This is a genomic window from Bacillus cereus group sp. BfR-BA-01347, assembly GCF_022663835.1.
GTDB classification, from domain to species: Bacteria; Bacillota; Bacilli; order Bacillales; family Bacillaceae_G; genus Bacillus_A; species Bacillus_A thuringiensis_K.
Genome location: NZ_JAKUGG010000002.1, coordinates 342,711 through 362,906 on the forward strand (window position 1 = coordinate 342,711; position 20,196 = coordinate 362,906).

Here is a 20,196-nt window from a genome sequence, read left to right on the forward strand (position 1 = left end):
CATTCTTTCATTTTATAGATTCACAAACATATTGTAGTAATGCTTCTACAGTATACTCTTTCGGCACAATAACAGACGGAAAATAAAGACTTGCCTCTTTTTCCGTAATAGGTCCTATACAAGCAATTGTACATTTTTTTGTCCATTCTCTCCAGTTTGTACCCTCAAGTAAACGAACAAAACTAGTAACAGTTGAAGGGCTCGTAAATGTAATAATGTCTACTTTCCCTAACTTCAATGCCGCTATAAGCTCTTGCTTTTTTTCTATATTCACTTTCGTACCGTATACGATTAGCTCATCTAGAGAAACACCAATTTCCCGAAGTGCAACCGGAATTACCTCTCTTGCTAAATTCCCTTTCGGAAATAAAATACGTTCGTTTCCACTTAATTCTTTTAGAAACTCTTCTGCAAATGCTTCTGCAACAAATGAAGTCGGAACAAAATGAACTTGATAGCCCCTTTTTTCTAACTCTAATTTTGTTTTCACACCTACTGCAGCGATTTTAATGGTTAGTGGTAGTTTCTTTTTTAAACTATCTAGAAAAAAAGCTACACCATTTCTGCTCGTAAAAATAACCCAGTCGTATGAATGTAGCTGCTCTTTGATATGTTGAATTTGCCTATGAGACATACCTTCCATACGCAAAAGCGGAATTTCCAATGGAATTCCGCTCTTTTCTTTCACTGCTACACTCATTTGTTTCGCTTGATGCTGGGCACGTGTAATCAATACCGTTTTTCCAGCGAGAGCGTTCATATTTATTGTTGCTCCTTATTTGCAGCAAGAATGAGTTCTTTGGCGCCTCGCTTAATTAAACGGTCTGCGGCCTCTAATCCTACTTCCTCAGGATTAGTACCCACTACTGTCTCTTTTAATAAAACAGAGCCATCCATAGAGCCGACAAGAGCTGTTAATTCGATTGCATCATTTTTTGTAAGGGTTGCATATCCAGCGATTGGAACTTGGCATCCACCTTCAAGTTTATGAAGAAATACTCGCTCCGCTGCCACTGTTCTTTCTGTTATCGCATCATTAATATGCGCTAACAGCTGCAATAAATCCTTATCGTCCTCACGACATTCAATCGCTAATGCACCTTGTCCTACAGCAGGTACACATAACGTTTCATCTAAATGTTCTGTAATAACTTCATCATCCCAGCCCATTCTTTGTAATCCAGCTGTCGCTAAAATAATCGCATCGTAATCCTCTTCTTTTAATTTACGTAAACGTGTATCGATATTTCCGCGAATCCACTTCACTTGTAAATCTGGTCTCGCAGCGAGTAGCTGTGCACTACGTCTTAAACTACTCGTACCTAAAATAGCACCTTCCGCTAACTCTTTAAACGATGCTCCATTTTTTGAGATAAAAGCATCACGAGGGTCAACACGCTTTGGTGTACAGCCAATCATCAATCCTTCTGGAAGTACGGCTGGCATATCTTTCATACTATGTACAGCCATATCGATTTCTTTCGTAAGTAACGCATGCTCAATTTCTTTAACGAACAAACCTTTTCCGCCTACTTTTGAAAGAGTAACATCTAAAATCACATCACCTTTAGTGACAATTTCTTTCACTTCAAATTCATATGGTAAACCAAGTGCTTTTAACTGATCAATAAACCAGTTTGTTTGTGTTAATGCTAGCTTACTCTTTCGTGACCCTACAATAATTTTGCGCATAATTCTCTCTCCTCATTATAAATACCAAAAGTGGAAATTAGATAAACTACTTAATAAAAAAATGTTAACTAGCATTACGAGAAAGGCCCCTACATTCCACAGTACAATTTTCTTCCCTTGCAACACATCTGCCGCTCTTAAATACAAGCCCGCACAGTATACAAATAGAACGACAAACGAACCAATTACTTTCGTATCATACCAATGAAAATTATCTAATTTTGTATATCCCCATATACATCCTAATAAAATTGCTAGTAAGAAAAATGGAACAGAAAATAAATTTAATCCGTAAGACGTAGATTCAAGCTTCGGTAAATTCCCTAACCTTCTTAATCTCGCATTCCACTTTTTCTTTTTTAATAGGCGATATTGCAGTAAATACATAATAGAAAAAATAAACGATACCGTAAACGTTGCATAAGAAATAATCGCCATTCCAACATGCACGTATACAAGTTCTGAAACTAATTGCTCTGCAAGTACTGGCGACATCTTTCCGAGCGGTGTAAAAATAGAAAAAGCGCTTACGCCAAATGCAACAACATTTGTAAAGAAGACTAAAAAGTCAACGCGCATAAATCGATTTATGACTAATGACATCGTAATCAATAACCAAACATAAAAATAAATCCCTGATAATAAAGTTAAAATGGGGTTCGTTTCTGAATCTGTCGCCCTAAGCAACATAAAAATAGACTGCAATACCCATACAATCGAAAGTAACCAAAAAGCAAATCGGTTCGCCTTTCGGTTACTTTGGAAATAATCTATAAAATATAAACTAATGCTACAAGCATATAAAATAATTGCAATATGATAAATAATACTGTTATTTAAAAAACTCATCCGATCATCCTTCCAAATTATAAAGATGGAACGGATGGTGTCCACACTCTTTTATGTTCTACTTCTTCCGCACGACTCTCTACTTCTTCCGTTTCTAAATCGAAAATCTTCGCAAATAACGCTAATTTTTCGCTCGCTCCCTCTTCAGCAGCTATTTCTTTCGCTACTAAAATTGGGTCTTTTAATAATTGATTAATAATACTTTTCGTATGCTTACTAATAACTTTTTTCTCACGATCACTAAGGTTTGGTATTTTTCGCTCTAGGCTTACCATCGTTTCACTTTGGATTGCAAGTGCCTTATCACGAAGAGCTGATATTAATGGAACAACACCAAGTGTACTTAACCACGTTTTAAATAGAACAATTTCCTCTTCAATCATAAATTGAATTTTCTCCGCTTCTTTCAAACGCTCAGCACGGTTTGCCTCCACTACTCCTTGCAGATCATCAATGTCATACAAGAAAGAACCTTCTAACTCATCAATCGCTGGATCAATATCACGTGGTACTGCAATATCAACCATAAATAAAGGACGACCAGAGCGCATTTTCTCCACCTTTGTCATCATCTCTTTCGTAATGACATACTCAGATGCACCAGTTGAACTAATTAAAATATCTGCTTCTAATAATGCACATTGTAATTCGCTTAACGATTTTGCATGTCCCATATATTTCTCAGCCATTACTTCTGCTTTCGAAAGCGTCCTATTCATAACTGTTACTTTACGAGCACCACTTCCATATAAGTTTTGCAGTGCAAGTTCGCCCATTTTACCAGCACCAAGAATAAGCACATGACAATCTGTTAACTCGCCAAATATTTTCTTTCCAAGCTCAACAGCAGCATAACTAACAGACATCGCACTTTCCCCGATTGTTGTTTCTGAGTGGGCACGTTTTGCTAATGTAATGACTTGCTTAAACAATTCATTAAAAATTGTGCCTGTTGCTTTAACTTGTTGCGCTTCTAAAAAGCTATCTTTTATTTGACCTAAAATCTGCGTTTCTCCGACTACCATTGAATCTAAACCGCACGTTACGCGGAATAAATGATCTATTGCACCATCTTGTTCAAAAATAGTTAAATATGGCGCAACTTCTTCTATTTCAAGCTGAAACCAATCAGCTAAAAACTTCTTAATATAATACCGTCCCGTGTGTAATTGATCGACAACAGCATAAATCTCAGTGCGATTACAAGTTGATACAATGACATTCTCTAACACGCTCTTTTGATTTTGTAATGTAGTCATCGCTCGCTCTAGTTCTGCTGCCTGAAATGTGAGTTTCTCACGAAATTCTACAGGGGCTGTTCGATAATTTACACTAACAACAAGAATATGCACGCAGCATGTCCCCCTTCACCCGTTTTATCACTTTATCTACTATCATAATACAACTTTCCTCTTATGAATCTGACAATCGTGTGAACAACCGATTATTTTTTAATTATTCTCCGTATGTAATAAAGGAGATTCAGTAACACTAATAAAAAAACTTCTACTTTATAATGATTATAAATTAATAACTCTATTTGTACGTTACCAAAAAAAGCCCTCATAATCAAGTGATGGAAACTATTCCATATAAATTATAACATCATCTTCCCTATCTTCTTTCATCATGAAGGAAAATATGTATGATTGTTCCAAAATGTAACAAAGACTTTCTCAATACAATGTATTTGACATTGTATTTCTTTTTCGTTATATTAGTTTTACAAAATTAAATTGTGCACAACTTAATTAGAAGGGAGTTATTTATGACAGAAAACTCTTTGCATCTAGATAACCAACTTTGTTTTTCTATTTACGCCTGCTCTAGAGAGGTTACTCGTTTTTATCGACCTTATTTAGAAGAAATGGGTATTACGTATCCCCAGTACATTACTTTACTCGTACTATGGGAGCAAGATGGACTAACAGTAAAAGAAATTGGAGAACGTCTATTTTTAGATTCTGGTACGTTAACACCTATGTTAAAACGAATGGAATCATTAAAACTTGTAAAACGTGTTCGTTCCAAAGAAGACGAGCGAAAAGTTTGTATTGAATTAACAGAACAAGGCAAAGATTTAAAGGAAAAGGCTTGTTCATTACCGACAACGATGGCTACAAACTTAGGAATTACAGAGCAAGAATATCTCTCTTTATTAATTCAACTAAATAAACTAATTGACACAATGAAAACAATTAATGATGGAAAAGGGGAATAAATATGGATAAATTATATACTGCTTCAGTAACAGCAACAGGTGGAAGAAATGGGAAAGTAGTTTCAGATGATGGCATATTAAATCTTGATGTAAAAATGCCGAAAGCACTAGGTGGTGCAGGCGGAGAAGCAACAAATCCAGAACAACTATTTGCAGCTGGTTATGCAGCTTGTTTCGATAGTGCATTACAACTTGTCATTCGTACAAAACGTATAAAAGTAGAAAGTACAGAAGTAACTGCTCACGTTTCTATCGGAAAAGATACAGATGGTGGTTTCGGTCTATCTGCTGTACTTGATGTACATGTGGCTGGCGTTTCACATAGCGAAGCACAAGAACTTGTAGAAGCGGCTCACGGTGTATGTCCTTACTCGAAAGCAACACGAGGAAATATTGAAGTTACATTAAACGTACGCTAAAAAATTTAGCAAAACAAAAACGCGCGACATTCGTCACGCGTTTTTTGTTTTTGTAAATTTATGAATTGCTTTCCACGCTTCTTCTTTTCCAAGTCCTGTTTCAGAAGAGAATAGAACAATTTCATCGCCAATTTCAACAGCAAGCGTTTCTTTTACAACTTTTAAATGCTTTTGCCATTTCCCTTTCGGAATTTTATCGGCTTTCGTCGCAATAATAATTGTTGGGATTTCATAATGCTTTAAGAAATCATACATCATCACGTCATCACTTGTTGGTTGGTGACGTAAATCAACTACTAATACAGCTGCGTCTAATTGCTCACGAGTTGTAAAGTACGTTTCAATCATTTTCCCCCATGCAGCGCGCTCCGATTTAGATACTTTTGCATATCCGTAACCTGGAACATCAACAAAGTGCATCATCTCATTGATTAAGAAAAAGTTCAGCGTTTGCGTTTTTCCTGGTTTAGAAGAAATACGCACTAACTTTTTACGATTTAAAATTTTATTAATAAAGGAAGACTTCCCCACATTTGAACGACCTGCTAATGCAATTTCTGGTAAATCACTGTCTGGATATTGTTCTGGTTTAACAGCACTAATTACAATATCTGCTTTTGTTACTTTCATTGTTTCACTCCTACTAATGCGTGCTCCAATACTTCATCTAAATGAGATGCAAGCACAAACGTAAGGTTTTCTTTTACGCTCTCTGGAATATCATCTAAATCTTTCTCGTTTTCTGCTGGCAAAATAATTTTTGTTAAGCCTGCGCGGTGAGCACTTAATGTTTTTTCTTTTAAACCACCAATTGGTAATACACGACCACGAAGTGTAATTTCACCTGTCATACCCACTTCTTTACTTACAGGAATACCTGTTAGCGCAGAAATAAGTGCCGTTGCCATCGTAATACCTGCTGACGGTCCGTCTTTTGGAACTGCTCCTTCTGGAACGTGAATATGAATATCATTTTTCTCATGGAAATTCGGATCAATCTGAAGCTCTTCTGCACGAGAACGTATATAACTAAACGCAGCTTGTGCTGATTCTTTCATAACATCCCCAAGTTTCCCTGTTAAAATTAGTTTCCCTTTTCCTGGCGCTACAGAAACTTCAATGGCAAGTGTATCGCCGCCTGCTGCTGTGTAAGCTAGACCTGTTGCCATACCAACTTGGTCTGTTTTTTCAGCTTGCCCATAACGGAATATGTGTTTACCAAGTAAATCAACAATCTTTTTCTCTGTCACAACGATACGTTTACGTTCTGCTGTAACGATAATCTTCGCTACTTTACGGCAAACTTTTGCAATTTGGCGCTCTAGCGTACGAACACCAGCCTCACGTGTATAATAACGAATAATCTCAAGCAGCGCTTCATCACGCACTTGTAAATTACCTTTTCGTAAGCCATGTTCTTTTAATTGTTTCGGCAATAAATGCTCACGAGCAATGTGTACTTTTTCAAGTTCTGTATAGCCAGCAATCGAAATGATTTCCATACGGTCAAGTAATGGACCTGGAATACTTGAAAGTGTATTAGCAGTTGCTACAAACATAACTTTTGATAGATCATATGGTTCTTCAATGTAATGATCACTGAAGTTATGGTTTTGTTCTGGATCTAATACTTCAAGTAATGCCGCTGATGGATCTCCACGGAAATCGTTAGACATTTTATCAATCTCATCTAATAAGAAGACTGGATTAACTGTTTTCGCCTTTTTCATACCTTGAATAATGCGTCCTGGCATTGCTCCAACATATGTACGGCGGTGACCACGAATTTCAGATTCATCACGCACACCACCAAGAGATACACGGACGAAGTTACGATTCAATGATGTTGCAATTGAACGCGCTAACGAAGTTTTGCCGACCCCAGGAGGGCCTACTAAACAAAGGATAGGTCCTTTTAATGAATTCGTTAACTTCTGTACAGCTAAATATTCAAGTACACGCTCTTTCACTTTTTCAAGACCGTAATGATCGTTATTTAAAATCTCTTCCGAATGAGCAAGGTCAATTATATCTTCTGTTGCCTCTGTCCACGGAAGCGCTAATAACCAATCAATATAATTGCGAATAACACCACTCTCCGCAGAACTTGCTGGTAACTTTTCATAACGATCTAATTCTTTCAGCGCAGCCTTCATTGTTTCTTCCGGCATTCCTGACTGTTCAATTTTCTCACGAAGTTCTTCTACTTCTCCGCCCTTGCCTTCTTTGTCGCCAAGTTCAGTTTGAATCGCCTTCATTTGCTCACGTAAGAAATATTCTTTTTGCGTGCGCTCCATGGAACGTTTCACTTTTTGCCCAATTTTCTTTTCTAGGCTAAGTAACTCTTGTTCATCTTGAATAATTGAAATAAGTGTTTGTAATCGTTCTTTTACAGATACAATCTCTAGAATCTCTTGTTTCTGCTTCGTTTTAATTGGCAAGTGAGAGGCAATTAGATCAGCTAATCTCCCTGGTTCTTCCACATCAGCTACCGTTGCAAATGTTTCATTTGAAACTTTTTTCGAAACTTTAATATATTGTTCGAAATGCTCCAGTAACGTACGCATAAAAGCTTTCTCTTCTAAATCATCTTCTACTTCTTCAGTTACCGTTTTAATAGACACTTGTACTACATTTTCTTCTTCGATAAACTCTATTACTTCTGCTCTATGTAAACCTTCCACAAGGACACGAAGCGTACCGTTCGGCAATTTTAACATTTGCTTCACTTTCGCCACCGTACCTACACTATATATGTCATCTTCTTTCGGATCATCGATATTCATTTCTTTTTGCATTGCTAAAAAGATGATATTTTCATCCATTGCCGCCTGCTCTAGTGCTTGTATCGATTTATCACGTCCTACATCAAGATGCAAAACCATCGTTGGATATACGAGAACGCCTCTTAATGGTAGGAGGGGCACGATTCTTTCGTTCGTATTCATACTAGACATAGCACCTCCATAATAAATTAAACTCCTGTTCAACTATTTTATATTACAATACACCTAGATGCAATTGCTGAGATTCCGCGCAATTGTAAATAGCTTGTTTTTCTACCTCACGAAAAGAAAAAAGACTCCGATTAAGCATACAAACTTAAACGAAGTCTGGCAAATTTTATTATTGTTTATTTTTACATAGATTGTGCATCTGTTTCGTCTACGTGAGTATGTACATCTAGCTCTCTATGCATATTTTCTTGCATAAACGTTAACTCAAATACTTCTTTTAACTTACGAACAGGAATAATTTCAATTCCCTTGATCGTATACAAAAATGGTTGCATATTTTCAGCAGGAATAATGACTTTCTTAGCTCCCGCTTTTTTCGCAGCTTTTATTTTTGCGTACACGCCACCAATAGGCTTTACCTCTCCGTGTATACTTATTTCCCCTGTCATCGCTACTTCATTATTTACATACGTGCGGTGCACCGCAGAATATACACCTGTTGCCATAGCGATTCCTGCAGAAGGTCCATCAATTGGGATACCACCTGGAAAATTAATATGTATATCATATCCTTCTGGCAACACATCTAAAGAACGAAGTACTGTTAATACATTATCAACAGAGCCTTTCGCCATACTTTTACGACGAATCGATTTCGTTTGACTACCAATACTTTCTTCTTCCACAATTCCGGTAACATTTACCGATCCTTTATCTTTCGCCAGAATTGCTGTTACTTCAATTTCTAATAACGCACCTGTATTTGGTCCGTATACAGCAAGACCATTTACAAGACCAATCCTTGGAATCGGATAAATGCGCTTTTCATATTTCGGTGTAAGCTGACTCGAGTGAACAACCCACTCTATATCTTCATCCTTAATGAAAGAACGTTCTTCATTTATCGCCATACCAGCAGAGATTTGCACGAGATTAATCGCTTCTCGTCCATTCCTTGCATACATCCCAATCATTTCAATACCATTTTCACCTATTTGCATTTCCACTTTTTCCGCGGCATTTTTCGCTACTTTTTGAATTTCTTCCGTATCTAATTCACGGAAAAATACTTCTAAGCAACGTGACCGAATAGCAGGAGGAATTTCCTCTGGCGAACGTGTCGTTGCTCCAACTAAACGAAAATCTGCCGGTAAGCCTTTTTGGAAAATATCATGTATATATGTTGGGATCATCGTATTTTCTTCACTATAGTACGCACTTTCTAAAAATACTTTTCGATCTTCTAACACCTTTAACATTTTGTTCATTTGAATCGGATGGAGCTCGCCAATCTCATCAATAAACAAAATACCACCATGTGCATCTGTTACAGCACCTTTTTTCGGTTGCGGAATACCTGCTTGCCCCATCGCCCCAGCACCTTGATAAATCGGATCATGCACCGAACCAATTAAAGGGTCTGCGATACCACGTTCATCAAACCGAGCTGTTGTCGCATCAAGTTCAATAAATGTTGCATTCGTACGAAATGGAGATTTAGGATTTCGTTTCGCTTCTTCTAATACAAGACGTGCTGCCGCTGTTTTCCCAACACCTGGCGGGCCATATATGATTACATGTTGCGGATTCGGACCACAAAGAGCCGCTTTTAACGACTTAATCCCGTCCTCTTGCCCTACAATATCTAAAAAGGTTGTAGGACGCACCTTTTCTGCTAGCGGCTCTGTTAAAGAAATCTCACGCATTTTACGAAGCTGTTCTAATTCTTTTTTCGATTCTCGATCAATTGAAACTTTTTGTGTTCGTTGATTTCGAAGTAAATGCCAGAAATACAATCCGACAATTACACCAAAAACAAGTTGAACAACTAAAAATATATTTGTCCAGCTCATTATTTATTTCCTCCCGCAATATTTTATCTCTTAGTATTTCCGCGGAGGAACGTAGCTAAACATAAAGAAAAACAGCAATTATAAAAATTGCTGTTTCCCTTTCGCATTATGCAGATGTTTTTGTATCAAGTACAGTACCGTCTTGTAACACCAATTTTGGCGGCTCATTATCAGCTACTGTTTCTTTTGTAAGAATACACTTCTCGATATCTTTACGAGATGGAAGTTCGAACATTACATCAAGCATTAAGCCTTCAATAATAGAACGAAGTCCACGAGCACCCGTTTTACGTTCAATTGCTTTTTTCGCAATTTCGATTAGTGCACCTTCTTCAAACTCTAACTCAACATCGTCAAGCTCCAATAGTTTTTGGAATTGCTTAACAAGTGCATTTTTCGGTTTCGTTAAAATATCAACAAGAGCATCTTCATCAAGTGGCTCTAGGTTCGCAATAACTGGAAGACGACCGATAAACTCTGGAATTAAACCAAATCTTAAAAGATCCTCTGGTAATACGTGAGATAAAACATGCTTCTCATTTACATCAGCATTTTTCTTCTCAGAACCAAATCCAATTACTTTTTCACCAAGGCGACGTTTAATAATCGGCTCAATGCCATCAAACGCTCCACCACAAATGAATAAGATGTTCGTTGTATCAATTTGAATAAACTCTTGGTGCGGATGCTTACGACCACCTTGAGGTGGAACGCTTGCTACAGTACCTTCTAAAATTTTCAGAAGTGCCTGCTGCACACCTTCACCAGATACATCACGTGTAATTGATGGATTTTCGGACTTACGTGCCACTTTATCAATCTCATCAATATAAATGATTCCTTTTTCCGCTTTCTCTACATCATAATCAGCTGCTTGAATTAATTTTAGTAAGATATTTTCTACATCTTCCCCAACATATCCAGCTTCTGTTAAAGATGTTGCGTCCGCGATTGCAAATGGAACATTTAGAATACGCGCTAACGTTTGTGCAAGTAATGTTTTACCACTACCTGTTGGCCCGATAAGTGCGATATTACTCTTCGCTAATTCTACATCATCAATTTTGCTGTTAGAATTAATGCGTTTGTAATGGTTATATACCGCTACTGCTAGTGCTTTTTTCGCGCTATCTTGCCCGATGACATACTCATCTAAGATTTCACGAATTTCTACCGGTTTCGGTACATCTTTGAATTCTACTTCTTCGTCCTTCGCAAGCTCCTCTTGTACAATTTCAGTACAAAGTTCGATACACTCGTCACAAATGTAAACACCTGGACCTGCCACTAACTTTCGAACTTGCGTTTGTGTTTTACCACAGAAAGAACATTTTAATTGCCCTTTTTCATCATTAAATTTAAACATATTTTCACACCCCTTACAAAGTGCTAACCTCTTGCCTTCGTATGTACACGATAAATGTATCGTATGTAAATACATATTATGTCACTACGTGGCGAGAAATACAAATAATATGACTAGTTATGTACAAATAAAAAATTTTTAAAACTTTTGAAATATGTATATTCGACTTGTAAAGGAACTTTTCCTTCTCCATCGAAAAGTTTTATAAATATATTTCTATATTTATAAAACAAGGCACGATTTTAATCGTGCCTTGTTATTTTATTATGCAGCGTTTTCTACTAAGAAGTCTACAGCTTTACGCACTTTAAGATCTTCAGCTAAAGCGTCTACGCTTCCAAGAGCTTGCTTGATAGCGTCTACTGGCATACCGTACATTTCAGCCATTTTTTCAACTTCTGCAGTTACTTCTTCTTCAGTAACTTCGATGTTTTCAGCTTCAATGATAGCTTCAAGAACAAGATTGATTCTTACACGTTTTTGTGCATCTTCTTTCATTTGCTCTTTTAATTTGTCAGCATCAGTACCTGTGAATTGGTAGTAAAGCTCAAGGTTCATACCTTGTTGGCTTAAACGTTGCTCGAATTCACGAACCATACGATCTAACTCAGTGTTGATCATAGCTTCTGGAATTTCGATTTCAGCGTTAGCAGCAGCTAATTCTACTACTTCGTCACGTACTTTGTGCTCAGCTTCGTGCTTTTTGCCTTCTTCTAAGTTTGTGCGAAGTTTTGCTTTTAATTCATCAAGAGTTGCAACCGCTTCGTCTGCTTCTTTAGCGAACTCGTCGTTTAACTCAGGAAGTTCTTTTGTTTTGATTTCGTGAATTGTTACTTTGAATGTTGCTGGTTTGCCAGCTAATTCAGCAGCATGGTACTCTTCTGGGAATGATACTTCAACGTCTTTAGACTCACCAGATTTAAGACCGATTACTTGCTCTTCGAAACCTGGGATGAATGTACCAGAACCGATTGCTAGAGAGTAGTTTTCGCCTTTTCCGCCTTCAAATGCTTCGCCATCAACGAAACCTTCGAAGTCGATTACAGCTGTATCACCGTTTTCAACAGTTCCTTCTTCTTTAACAACTAGCTCAGCTTGACGCTCTTGTAAAGATTTTAATTCGTTCTCTACATCTTCGTCAGTTACAGTTGTTTCAACTTTTTCTACTGCTAAACCTTTGTACTCACCTAATTTAACTTCAGGTTTCACTGTAACTTTTGCAGTGAAGATAAGGTTAGCATTTTTTTCGAACTTCTCGATGTCGATTTCAGGATGATCAACTGGGAAGATACCAGCTTCTTCAATCGCTTCACCGTATGCTTTTGGTAAAATGATATCTAAAGCATCTTGGTATAAAGATTCAATACCAAAGCGTTGTTCGAATAATGGACGAGGCATTTTTCCTTTACGGAAACCTGGTACGTTAATTGTTTTTACTACTTTTTTGAACGCAGCGTCGATAGAGTTGTTTACTTCTTTAGCATCAACTTCGATTGTTAAAACGCCAACGTTACCTTCTAATTTTTCCCATTTTGTAGACATTTATTCTTTCCCTCCAACTATAATAATGTATGCACATACCTCTATAGATTAAGATCTTCATTATCTCTTTTTTGAAATAACAAATACACAAATAATCCTCTAGCAAAAGCTTTCAGATATAATGTTCCAATCTACTAATTGCCCAGAAGACAACTACGGTATATTTTGTTCGAGAATAATATGAAACATATTAAGTAAGAGAATTACACTTCTCTTCTCTTACAAACAGGCAGTTTTCTGCCTTTTGCAACCCTTACATTATAACATAGAATATGCTCGTTTCAAGAACTGAACGATTCTTTTTCATAATTATACGGGCAAATATCCTTCTCTTTCAACACGTAATAACCATTGATAGGCAATATGAAACTCTTCCAATTCGATATTGTATGCTGCCATAAGCTCTTCTTCATCAATAGCCAATCCGAAACGCTTTCTTCCAATTCTCTCTAAAACAGCTGACCAAATCTCCTCTTTATCCATTAATAGAGCGAATGGGAAAACGCTAATTTGCAATTCTTTCCAATATGTAACCATCGCTTCAAATATATCGGGATAATTTTGCTCTAATCGACTTGATAATTTATGTATAATGTTATTGGATTGCTCCTCATTATGACCTGTAAATGCTGGAATTACCTTAATCGTATTCCCAAACTTTTCTACCTCTATTTCCTCTTCTACCTGACTTTCTATCATTTTATACAAAATAGAAGTTTTCAAATAGGGGTGTTGCTCTTCGTCTATTAAAAATTTCTTTAAAACAGGTAATGCAAGATCTAAGTCTTTTAAAGAAAGTCGCTGAATCGCTCTTAGCTTCTGTCCAAAGTTTTCTCCAAAAATTTCATTAGTAAACTCATCCAATTCAAAATTCGAATCCACTAGCGATGCGTCTCCTTCATTTAGCATACCTTCTGCAAATAAAGCAAGCTGCGCTAATTTTTCCTTTTGATCAGGCATTATATCTTTCGTTTGTAAAACCTTTTCAACAGTTTCAATAACACCTTCATAATCATTTGTTTGAACTAAAATAGTCACGTACGTTTCAAGAATATCACCAAATAAGACAACTCCTGTTTTAAGCAACTGTTCACATTTGTCTTTCGCTTCTTCCATACGTTTTAATTCGAGTAAACAAATAACTGAAGCTAATTCCGTTTGTTCCGTTTCCGCATTATACTGACGTAATATTTCAAAGCAGCGCAATGCATCTTCGAATTTCCGCTCTTTCAGCGCTAAAAAACCTTCATCAATATAGCGCTCTGATAGTTGTGGAAACAATACGACCGTATTTTCTTTTTTATCCATACGTCCGCCTCTTTTTCTTGATTTTAATTATGTTCAAAGTAAATATATCAAATGCGTAATGAGAACACAACATCCCAAAACTATTTGTTTGAAATATAAAAATATTTAATTTTTACATTCCAATACAAATAAATCTCTACTAAAAATTAAAATTGTACAAATAAAAATCCCCAGCAACAAACGCAGAGGATTTATCATTAATGGAAAGCTTTTATAATTGTGGGGTATATTACAAGGGTAATAATTTGGAGAACAATAATTGCCATAACAATCATGCTAAAATAGAAGATTGGTTTACTTCGCTTCATTAAAAACATAATAATAAGCATCGTACAAGCAAACAAACTTAAGAAGAACAAACTTGTTGTCGAACTAAGTATACCACTTGGGACAAAGAACAATAACACTACACTACAAGTACCTATAATTCCAAATAACCATTCCATTCATTCACTCATTCCCTTTCCCTCTCATGGCTGTTTTCTCTAAGCAATCAAATGTTTCACAACATCAACTACATACGTTAATTTCTCATACGCTACAAATCCAAAAGCAACCGTCAAGCCCGTTACAACTAATCCTTTCATCATTTCTTCCTCCTCGTTTTATCGTTGTTATCTTCATTATAGAGGATTAGCAATTTGTTACCATCGAACTACCTTACAGTTACCTTACAGAATTGTAAGATTTCAAAAGAGGATTGAAAAACACCTCATATCGCTTGAGGTGCTTTCACGGAGTTTCTCTATAATCACTTGCAAAATTAACTTTTTTCTCTTGGTTATTTTTCGGAGAATCCACTCTTAAACTAATAGATTTACTAAATAATTTTGGATTGAAATAATAACAAAGATCTGTTTGAGGACAGTATACACAATACACATCTATCTCTTCTTTATTCACTTCTTTTGTAGTGACTCCGCTTGTCGTAGAATAACTAGATCGGAATCTAACTTCTAGTATCCCTCTTGCATTCAATTCTCTATATTTCACTTGTACCCTTTTAAATCTCACGTCTTTATATACTACAAGATCAAACGGCGAATGCTCTGTTTGCGGCATTAAAATCATGTATCCTTTTTCATACAAATCAACTTGTGCCTTTAAAACAGCTAAATCTCCTTTTGTTCTTGTATGATGGTACACTTTTTCTCACACCTTTTTACATATTTTATAATAACATTCGTTCCTTTTCTTAACTTACCTCCCAATATTTTCTCATTAAAAGAAAACTCTTTGTTAAAATCATGTTAATATATTTTTGTACAATTAAGAATTTAATTTACAAGGGGGATTATATATGTTCAAAAAAGTAGCTGCTGATGTTTTAGGGTTAAGCGATGTAGGTTCTGTCATTACACCGAAAGATTACGATAAAGTTGATGCTGATGATTACGTGATGCACGAAGATGGAGAGAAAATTTATTTTCTAATTAAATCCAAATCAGATGAATATTGCTTCACAAACAAAGGATTACTCCACCTAGATGGTACAAGCGCAACAAGTAAAAAACGCACACTGCGCCGCTATAGCTATAGTAAATATCAAATTAAAAACGTAGCACTTGAAACTGCAGGAACGATTGATTTAGATATAGAAATTAAGTTTCAAATGGGAGATGAGCATTACTCAATTGATGTTCATAAAAAACATATTGAAGAATTAAAAGATTTATATAAGGCTTTACTTAAAATTGAAGAAATTTCATACGACAACGACATTACATTAAAATATGCACATAAAAGTTTAGATATGGCATCTAACGCTTTCAGCCGTATTTCAAACGCACAAGTAAACTTAGCAGAGCAATTTAAAGAGATGAACGAGATCGCCTTTAACTGGCTTGTTGATACGAAGAAACAATATAATGTGAAAGATTATGGTTTTGTCTTTGACAAGTTTATTAACAACTAATTTAAAACAAACAAAAAACCTTGTTATCAAAAAGATAACAAGGTTTTCTTAGCGTCCCAGGAGAGATTCGAACTCCCGCTCCGCCCATTTCCGTACTATTTTATATATTTTGATCGCAGTCTTAATATATCTTCTCCTTCGCGAATGCCTGCCGATCCCTTCCTCACATTTTTTACGACAGTCCAATTCGGGTTAGTTTCATCACCGATGTTCTGTACTGTAAAATTGCCATCACCATATTTCCGGTGACCTTCCGCCAATTTCTCCGTTAAATCATTCTCATTTGATCTCGCCATCTTTGCGCCATCTCCCTTTTTTATACGACCTTCTTAAACCATCTAACCAATCACAGGTCCAGTCAATTGGAGATTCTCGTTTTCCGCTTCTATTAATTGTAACACACTACCGGGAATAAGTTCCGATAACTGCTGCTCAATCGTACTAGAATGGTAAAGAGTTTTATAATATTGTAAGTAAACAATTAAGAGAATCTGGATATGGATTTGAGTTCCATCATAAACCTATTGATTCTTTAAATTAAATAAGAGGAATAGGGCGCATAAATGGCGCTCTTTTTATTTAAGAAAAAGAAGTACATATGCAACTGCTTAATATCAAAGGAAAGGTCGCAAATATCAAGAATGAACTACACCTATAACCCAAACATCAAATTTTAGACAAACAAAAAACCTTGTTATCTTTTGATAACAAGGTTTTTTTAGCGTCCCAGGAGAGATTCGAACTCCCGACCGTACGCTTAGAAGGCGTATGCTCTATCCGGCTGAGCTACTGGGACATGGAGCGGGTGAAGAGAATCGAACTCTCGACCAGAGCTTGGAAGGCTCTTGTTTTACCACTAAACTACACCCGCATATGTTATTTTCTTTTCTTCGTTAGCGCCGTTGCCCTATCGACAATATTTATTATATGTATAACCATACATAAAGTCAACACCTTTTTTAAAAGAGGATAAATTTTCTTATCCTCTTTTAAAAACTGCTTGTTCAACTAGTTGTCCGTCTAATGTTTCAAAACGAACTTCCATTTGATTTTCATCCATTTCTAATAAAGCAAATGTCTTTTCTACACGCTGACGTGGTAATAAAATACTGCCTGGATTAATAAATAAAACGCCGTCGATTAATTCCGCACCTAATACGTGAGAATGTCCGAAGCATGCAACTTGCGCTCCTACTTCTTCAGCATGGTACGCTAGCGTTTGTAATGTCATTTTCACATTATGGCGATGTCCATGCACAACTAAGAAGCGAATTCCATTTACATCAGTTACAATTTCATCTTGAAAGTTAGCATAATCACAGTTTCCTTTTACAACATGGAAACCTTGCAGTTCTTCATGAGCAGGTGTTAGCTCTGAATCACCGCAATGAATCATGATATCTACTTTCCCTTCATATTTCTCTTTCAACTGCTGTAATTCCTTCACAGAGCTATGACTATCGCTTACGATTAAAGCTTTCATCGCTCTCTCTCCCTTATTCTTCTAAAAACCATTCTGGGATTTTTTCTTCTAACTTACGAAGAGCACGACCACGGTGGCTAATAGCATTTTTCTCATCTGAACTTAATTCCGCCATTGCCTTTTTGTATTCTTCCACATAAAAGATCGGATCGTATCCAAAACCATTTTCTCCGCGGCGTTGTTCTAAAATAAATCCTTCACATGTCCCATTTACAATGACAGGCTTTTTATCACCTTCAGGGAAAGCAACTGCTAATGCACAATAGAAACGAGCTTTACGCTTTTCAAAGTCAATGCCATTTAATTCTTGTAACACTTTATCGATATTTGCTTGATCATTTTTTGGTTCACCAGCAAAACGAGCTGAATACACGCCTGGTTTTCCGTTTAAAGCATCTACAATAAGACCTGAATCATCCGCAATTACGATTGCATTCAGCTGTTTGCTCAAACTATCCGCTTTTAAAATTGCATTTTCTTCAAATGTTTCACCAGTTTCTTCAACTTCATCAATATGAGGAAAATCGTGTAATGATTTTACTTCTAAATCAAATCGCTCAAATAACTCAGCAAATTCACGTACTTTCCCCATATTTTTTGTCGCTACAACAACTTGTTTCATACTTTCCACCTCTACTCTATATGAGATACGATGTCGCCTAACGCTTCTTTTTGCATATCAATCAGTTGGAAAATGCCCTGTTCTGCAGCATCAAGTAATTCATTTAACTGTGCTCTGCTAAACGTCGCTTCTTCTCCAGTTCCTTGCACTTCAACAAACTGACCTTTTCCAGTCATAATCACGTTCATATCAACGTCTGCTTTAGAATCTTCTGCATAGTTTAAATCTAAAACAACACCTTGTTCTTCAACAATTCCTACTGACGTTGCTGCTAAATAATCTTTTACTGGAATTTTAGATACTTTTTCTGCTTGTAATAGCTTTTCAAACGCTAATACCATTGCTACATATGCACCTGTAATAGAAGCAGTTCTCGTTCCACCATCCGCTTGAATAACATCACAATCAATCCAAACCGTTCTTTCACCAAGTGCTTCTAAGTCAACTACCGCACGTAATGCTCGTCCAATTAAACGCTGGATTTCCATTGTACGTCCTGTTACTTTCCCTTTACTTGACTCCCTAATCGTACGTTGTTCTGTTGCACGCGGAATCATCGCGTATTCAGCTGTTACCCATCCTTTTCCTTCTCCACGCATAAACGGCGGGACACGCTCTTCAATTGTTGCTGAGCAAATCACCTTTGTATCCCCAACTTCAATTAATACAGATCCCTCTGGATGTTTTAAATAATTCGTATGAATATGTATATGGCGTAATTCTGTTTTCTCTCTACCATCTACTCGCATAAAAATAACCTCCTCTTAATTACTACTCGTTAGTATAGCCAAATTTAAATGTATGATATGTATACAATAAAAGAAGGAGAACCCAAAAAGCAATTCTCCTTTCTTACAAGTATATCAAATTATTCAAGATTAAAAACTACCTGTATTCACGTTTTCTGGACGATCTACAGGTTTTATTAACTTTCCACCCTTTTCATCTATAAGATTTGCTTTTCCATTCACTTCAATAGAAATATTTTTCACACCTTTCTTTTCTGTTAAAGATAAAACTAACGACTTCAGTACGTAATTTGAAATCATATTTTTATCTGGGTTTACAAATATATTTTCATTAAAGTTTAATGTAAGATTTCCGTCTTGTAATTTCGGATTCGTAATAAGCTTAACGCCTGGATTAAAATCATTCAGGAGCGATTGATGAATCGGACCTTTTACAAGCTCATCTATAATTGCTGCATAGTCATTTTCTTTACCTTCCGCAACGCGACGTGTGACTGGTACGTAGTATTGCTGTTTATTATTATTTTGCGCCATGAAATACAATGTGACTGGTTTTGTATTCGTTACATCTGCTACTTGTTCATCATCGAAGTTAATACCATTTGCACGGCTCACTCCTTCACCAAGCGGTGTACCCCCAACAGGCATCTTCGCCAATTTCTCACCATTTATTTGGAACTGCACTTGTTTTATCTCTGTAAATTGCGTCAACGTCCACGCTATAGATTCAACGATTTGACGCTCTTCTTCTTTCGCATAATTTTTCATTTCTTTAGAGAAATCAATAACTGCCGTCCCGTCCTTTTTCAAATCTAAGGTCATCGTTGTATTCGCCGGAATGACTGCACGAAATCCATTCGGTAATAAATTTGTTACCGGTCCATCTTTCACAAGGTATTCTAACGTTTGCTTCACAGTCTCATTTGCTTTCGGAGTAGGTATAGCTAACGTTTGTGGTACAACATAACCATTTTTATCAACAAGGTATAGTTCTCTATTTACCATTTGCCCTTGCTTATCTTTTTTAGCTACTTCTTTCTTCCCACCCTCTGTATACGTAACTTGTTTTGGCGGATCAATTTGTTCAGTTGCTTTCTCCTGATTTATAAAGCCACACCCTGTTAGTAAAACAGCGCTCACAGTAGCACCAACAACCCATTTAAAAGTGGATTTAGGCATGCCATTCCCCCCTAAAATCTAAGTTTGTACTATTATGTATA

Annotated in this window: 20 protein-coding genes, 2 tRNA genes and 1 pseudogene; 4 read left to right on the forward strand and 19 right to left on the reverse strand. The window is 36.5% G+C overall.

What is annotated here, in order from left to right:
- Window positions 1–7: 7 nt before the first annotated feature.
- Genes hemD through hemA form a run of 4 tightly spaced genes read right to left on the reverse strand, consistent with a single transcriptional unit; the run spans window position 8 to window position 3,893 of the window.
- Window positions 8–760, reverse strand: coding sequence for a uroporphyrinogen-III synthase (gene hemD, locus MR143_RS05080; protein WP_000992355.1), 753 nt, complete (start codon window positions 758–760; stop codon window positions 8–10).
- A gap of 2 nt (window positions 761–762) precedes the next feature.
- Window positions 763–1,692, reverse strand: a complete 930-nt coding sequence (gene hemC / locus MR143_RS05085; RefSeq protein ID WP_001226400.1) for a hydroxymethylbilane synthase — start codon at window positions 1,690–1,692, stop codon at window positions 763–765.
- A gap of 15 nt (window positions 1,693–1,707) precedes the next feature.
- Window positions 1,708–2,541, reverse strand: coding sequence for a cytochrome c biogenesis protein (locus MR143_RS05090; protein WP_000009002.1), 834 nt, complete (start codon window positions 2,539–2,541; stop codon window positions 1,708–1,710).
- A 17-nt stretch (window positions 2,542–2,558) separates the two neighbouring features.
- Window positions 2,559–3,893, reverse strand: coding sequence for a glutamyl-tRNA reductase (gene hemA / locus MR143_RS05095; RefSeq protein WP_000547868.1), 1,335 nt, complete (start codon window positions 3,891–3,893; stop codon window positions 2,559–2,561).
- Window positions 3,894–4,309: 416 nt separating this feature from the next.
- Between hemA and MR143_RS05100 the strand changes: the two genes are divergently transcribed.
- Both MR143_RS05100 and MR143_RS05105 read left to right on the forward strand, forming a co-directional pair.
- Window positions 4,310–4,762 (forward strand): MarR family winged helix-turn-helix transcriptional regulator, encoded by a 453-nt coding sequence (locus tag MR143_RS05100; RefSeq protein WP_000138546.1) that lies wholly within the window; start codon window positions 4,310–4,312, stop codon window positions 4,760–4,762.
- 2 nt (window positions 4,763–4,764) lie between these two features.
- Window positions 4,765–5,181, forward strand: a complete 417-nt coding sequence (locus MR143_RS05105; protein WP_000359772.1) for an organic hydroperoxide resistance protein — start codon at window positions 4,765–4,767, stop codon at window positions 5,179–5,181.
- Between the two features lie 33 nt (window positions 5,182–5,214).
- Here the strand turns inward: MR143_RS05105 and ysxC are convergent, their stop codons facing one another.
- From ysxC to MR143_RS05145, 8 genes are all read right to left on the reverse strand, one after another.
- Window positions 5,215–5,811: a ribosome biogenesis GTP-binding protein YsxC gene (gene ysxC / locus MR143_RS05110; protein ID WP_000869116.1), complete on the reverse strand. Its 597-nt coding sequence runs from the start codon at window positions 5,809–5,811 to the stop codon at window positions 5,215–5,217.
- The gene (gene lon, locus MR143_RS05115; protein ID WP_000097285.1) at window positions 5,808–8,138 is read right to left on the reverse strand and encodes an endopeptidase La; all 2,331 of its coding nucleotides are present in this window, start codon (window positions 8,136–8,138) and stop codon (window positions 5,808–5,810) included. The genes ysxC and lon overlap by 4 nt, the downstream gene beginning before the upstream one ends.
- A gap of 182 nt (window positions 8,139–8,320) precedes the next feature.
- Window positions 8,321–9,991, reverse strand: a complete 1,671-nt coding sequence (lonB, locus tag MR143_RS05120) for an ATP-dependent protease LonB (protein ID WP_000119178.1) — start codon at window positions 9,989–9,991, stop codon at window positions 8,321–8,323.
- A gap of 106 nt (window positions 9,992–10,097) precedes the next feature.
- Window positions 10,098–11,357 (reverse strand): ATP-dependent protease ATP-binding subunit ClpX, encoded by a 1,260-nt coding sequence (gene clpX, locus MR143_RS05125; RefSeq protein ID WP_000472289.1) that lies wholly within the window; start codon window positions 11,355–11,357, stop codon window positions 10,098–10,100.
- 264 nt (window positions 11,358–11,621) lie between these two features.
- Window positions 11,622–12,899 (reverse strand): trigger factor, encoded by a 1,278-nt coding sequence (gene tig, locus MR143_RS05130; RefSeq protein WP_000105215.1) that lies wholly within the window; start codon window positions 12,897–12,899, stop codon window positions 11,622–11,624.
- Window positions 12,900–13,208: 309 nt separating this feature from the next.
- Window positions 13,209–14,207: a hypothetical protein gene (locus tag MR143_RS05135; RefSeq protein WP_000358275.1), complete on the reverse strand. Its 999-nt coding sequence runs from the start codon at window positions 14,205–14,207 to the stop codon at window positions 13,209–13,211.
- 197 nt (window positions 14,208–14,404) lie between these two features.
- A complete protein-coding gene (locus MR143_RS05140) occupies window positions 14,405–14,653 on the reverse strand; it encodes a hypothetical protein (protein WP_001983650.1) in 249 nt (82 codons plus the stop codon).
- 286 nt (window positions 14,654–14,939) lie between these two features.
- Window positions 14,940–15,353 carry a group I intron-associated PD-(D/E)XK endonuclease gene (locus MR143_RS05145; protein WP_000274745.1) on the reverse strand — a complete coding sequence of 138 codons (414 nt, stop codon included), beginning with the start codon at window positions 15,351–15,353 and terminating at the stop codon, window positions 14,940–14,942.
- 154 nt (window positions 15,354–15,507) lie between these two features.
- Between MR143_RS05145 and MR143_RS05150 the strand changes: the two genes are divergently transcribed.
- Window positions 15,508–16,122 (forward strand): PH domain-containing protein, encoded by a 615-nt coding sequence (locus MR143_RS05150; protein WP_000475212.1) that lies wholly within the window; start codon window positions 15,508–15,510, stop codon window positions 16,120–16,122.
- A gap of 95 nt (window positions 16,123–16,217) precedes the next feature.
- Here the strand turns inward: MR143_RS05150 and MR143_RS05155 are convergent, their stop codons facing one another.
- Complete coding sequence (locus tag MR143_RS05155) at window positions 16,218–16,418, reverse strand: hypothetical protein (RefSeq protein ID WP_000124460.1); 201 nt, start codon at window positions 16,416–16,418, stop codon at window positions 16,218–16,220.
- Between the two features lie 152 nt (window positions 16,419–16,570).
- On the opposite strand from MR143_RS05155, the pseudogene MR143_RS33680 reads away from it, so the two are divergent.
- Window positions 16,571–16,663: pseudogene (locus MR143_RS33680) on the forward strand (DUF6572 domain-containing protein); the annotation flags it as partial.
- Window positions 16,664–16,844: 181 nt separating this feature from the next.
- Here MR143_RS33680 and MR143_RS05160 read toward each other — a convergent pair.
- The 6 genes from MR143_RS05160 to gerM form a co-directional block, all read right to left on the reverse strand.
- A tRNA-Arg gene (locus MR143_RS05160) sits at window positions 16,845–16,918 on the reverse strand.
- A gap of 1 nt (window position 16,919) precedes the next feature.
- A tRNA-Gly gene (locus MR143_RS05165) sits at window positions 16,920–16,993 on the reverse strand.
- 108 nt (window positions 16,994–17,101) lie between these two features.
- The gene (locus MR143_RS05170) at window positions 17,102–17,605 is read right to left on the reverse strand and encodes a metallophosphoesterase (protein ID WP_000645501.1); all 504 of its coding nucleotides are present in this window, start codon (window positions 17,603–17,605) and stop codon (window positions 17,102–17,104) included.
- Window positions 17,606–17,618: 13 nt separating this feature from the next.
- Window positions 17,619–18,227: an XTP/dITP diphosphatase gene (locus MR143_RS05175; protein ID WP_000815924.1), complete on the reverse strand. Its 609-nt coding sequence runs from the start codon at window positions 18,225–18,227 to the stop codon at window positions 17,619–17,621.
- 11 nt (window positions 18,228–18,238) lie between these two features.
- Window positions 18,239–18,976, reverse strand: a complete 738-nt coding sequence (gene rph / locus MR143_RS05180) for a ribonuclease PH (protein ID WP_001261765.1) — start codon at window positions 18,974–18,976, stop codon at window positions 18,239–18,241.
- A 129-nt stretch (window positions 18,977–19,105) separates the two neighbouring features.
- Complete coding sequence (gerM, locus tag MR143_RS05185; RefSeq protein ID WP_001126746.1) at window positions 19,106–20,155, reverse strand: spore germination protein GerM; 1,050 nt, start codon at window positions 20,153–20,155, stop codon at window positions 19,106–19,108.
- Window positions 20,156–20,196 lie beyond the last annotated feature (41 nt).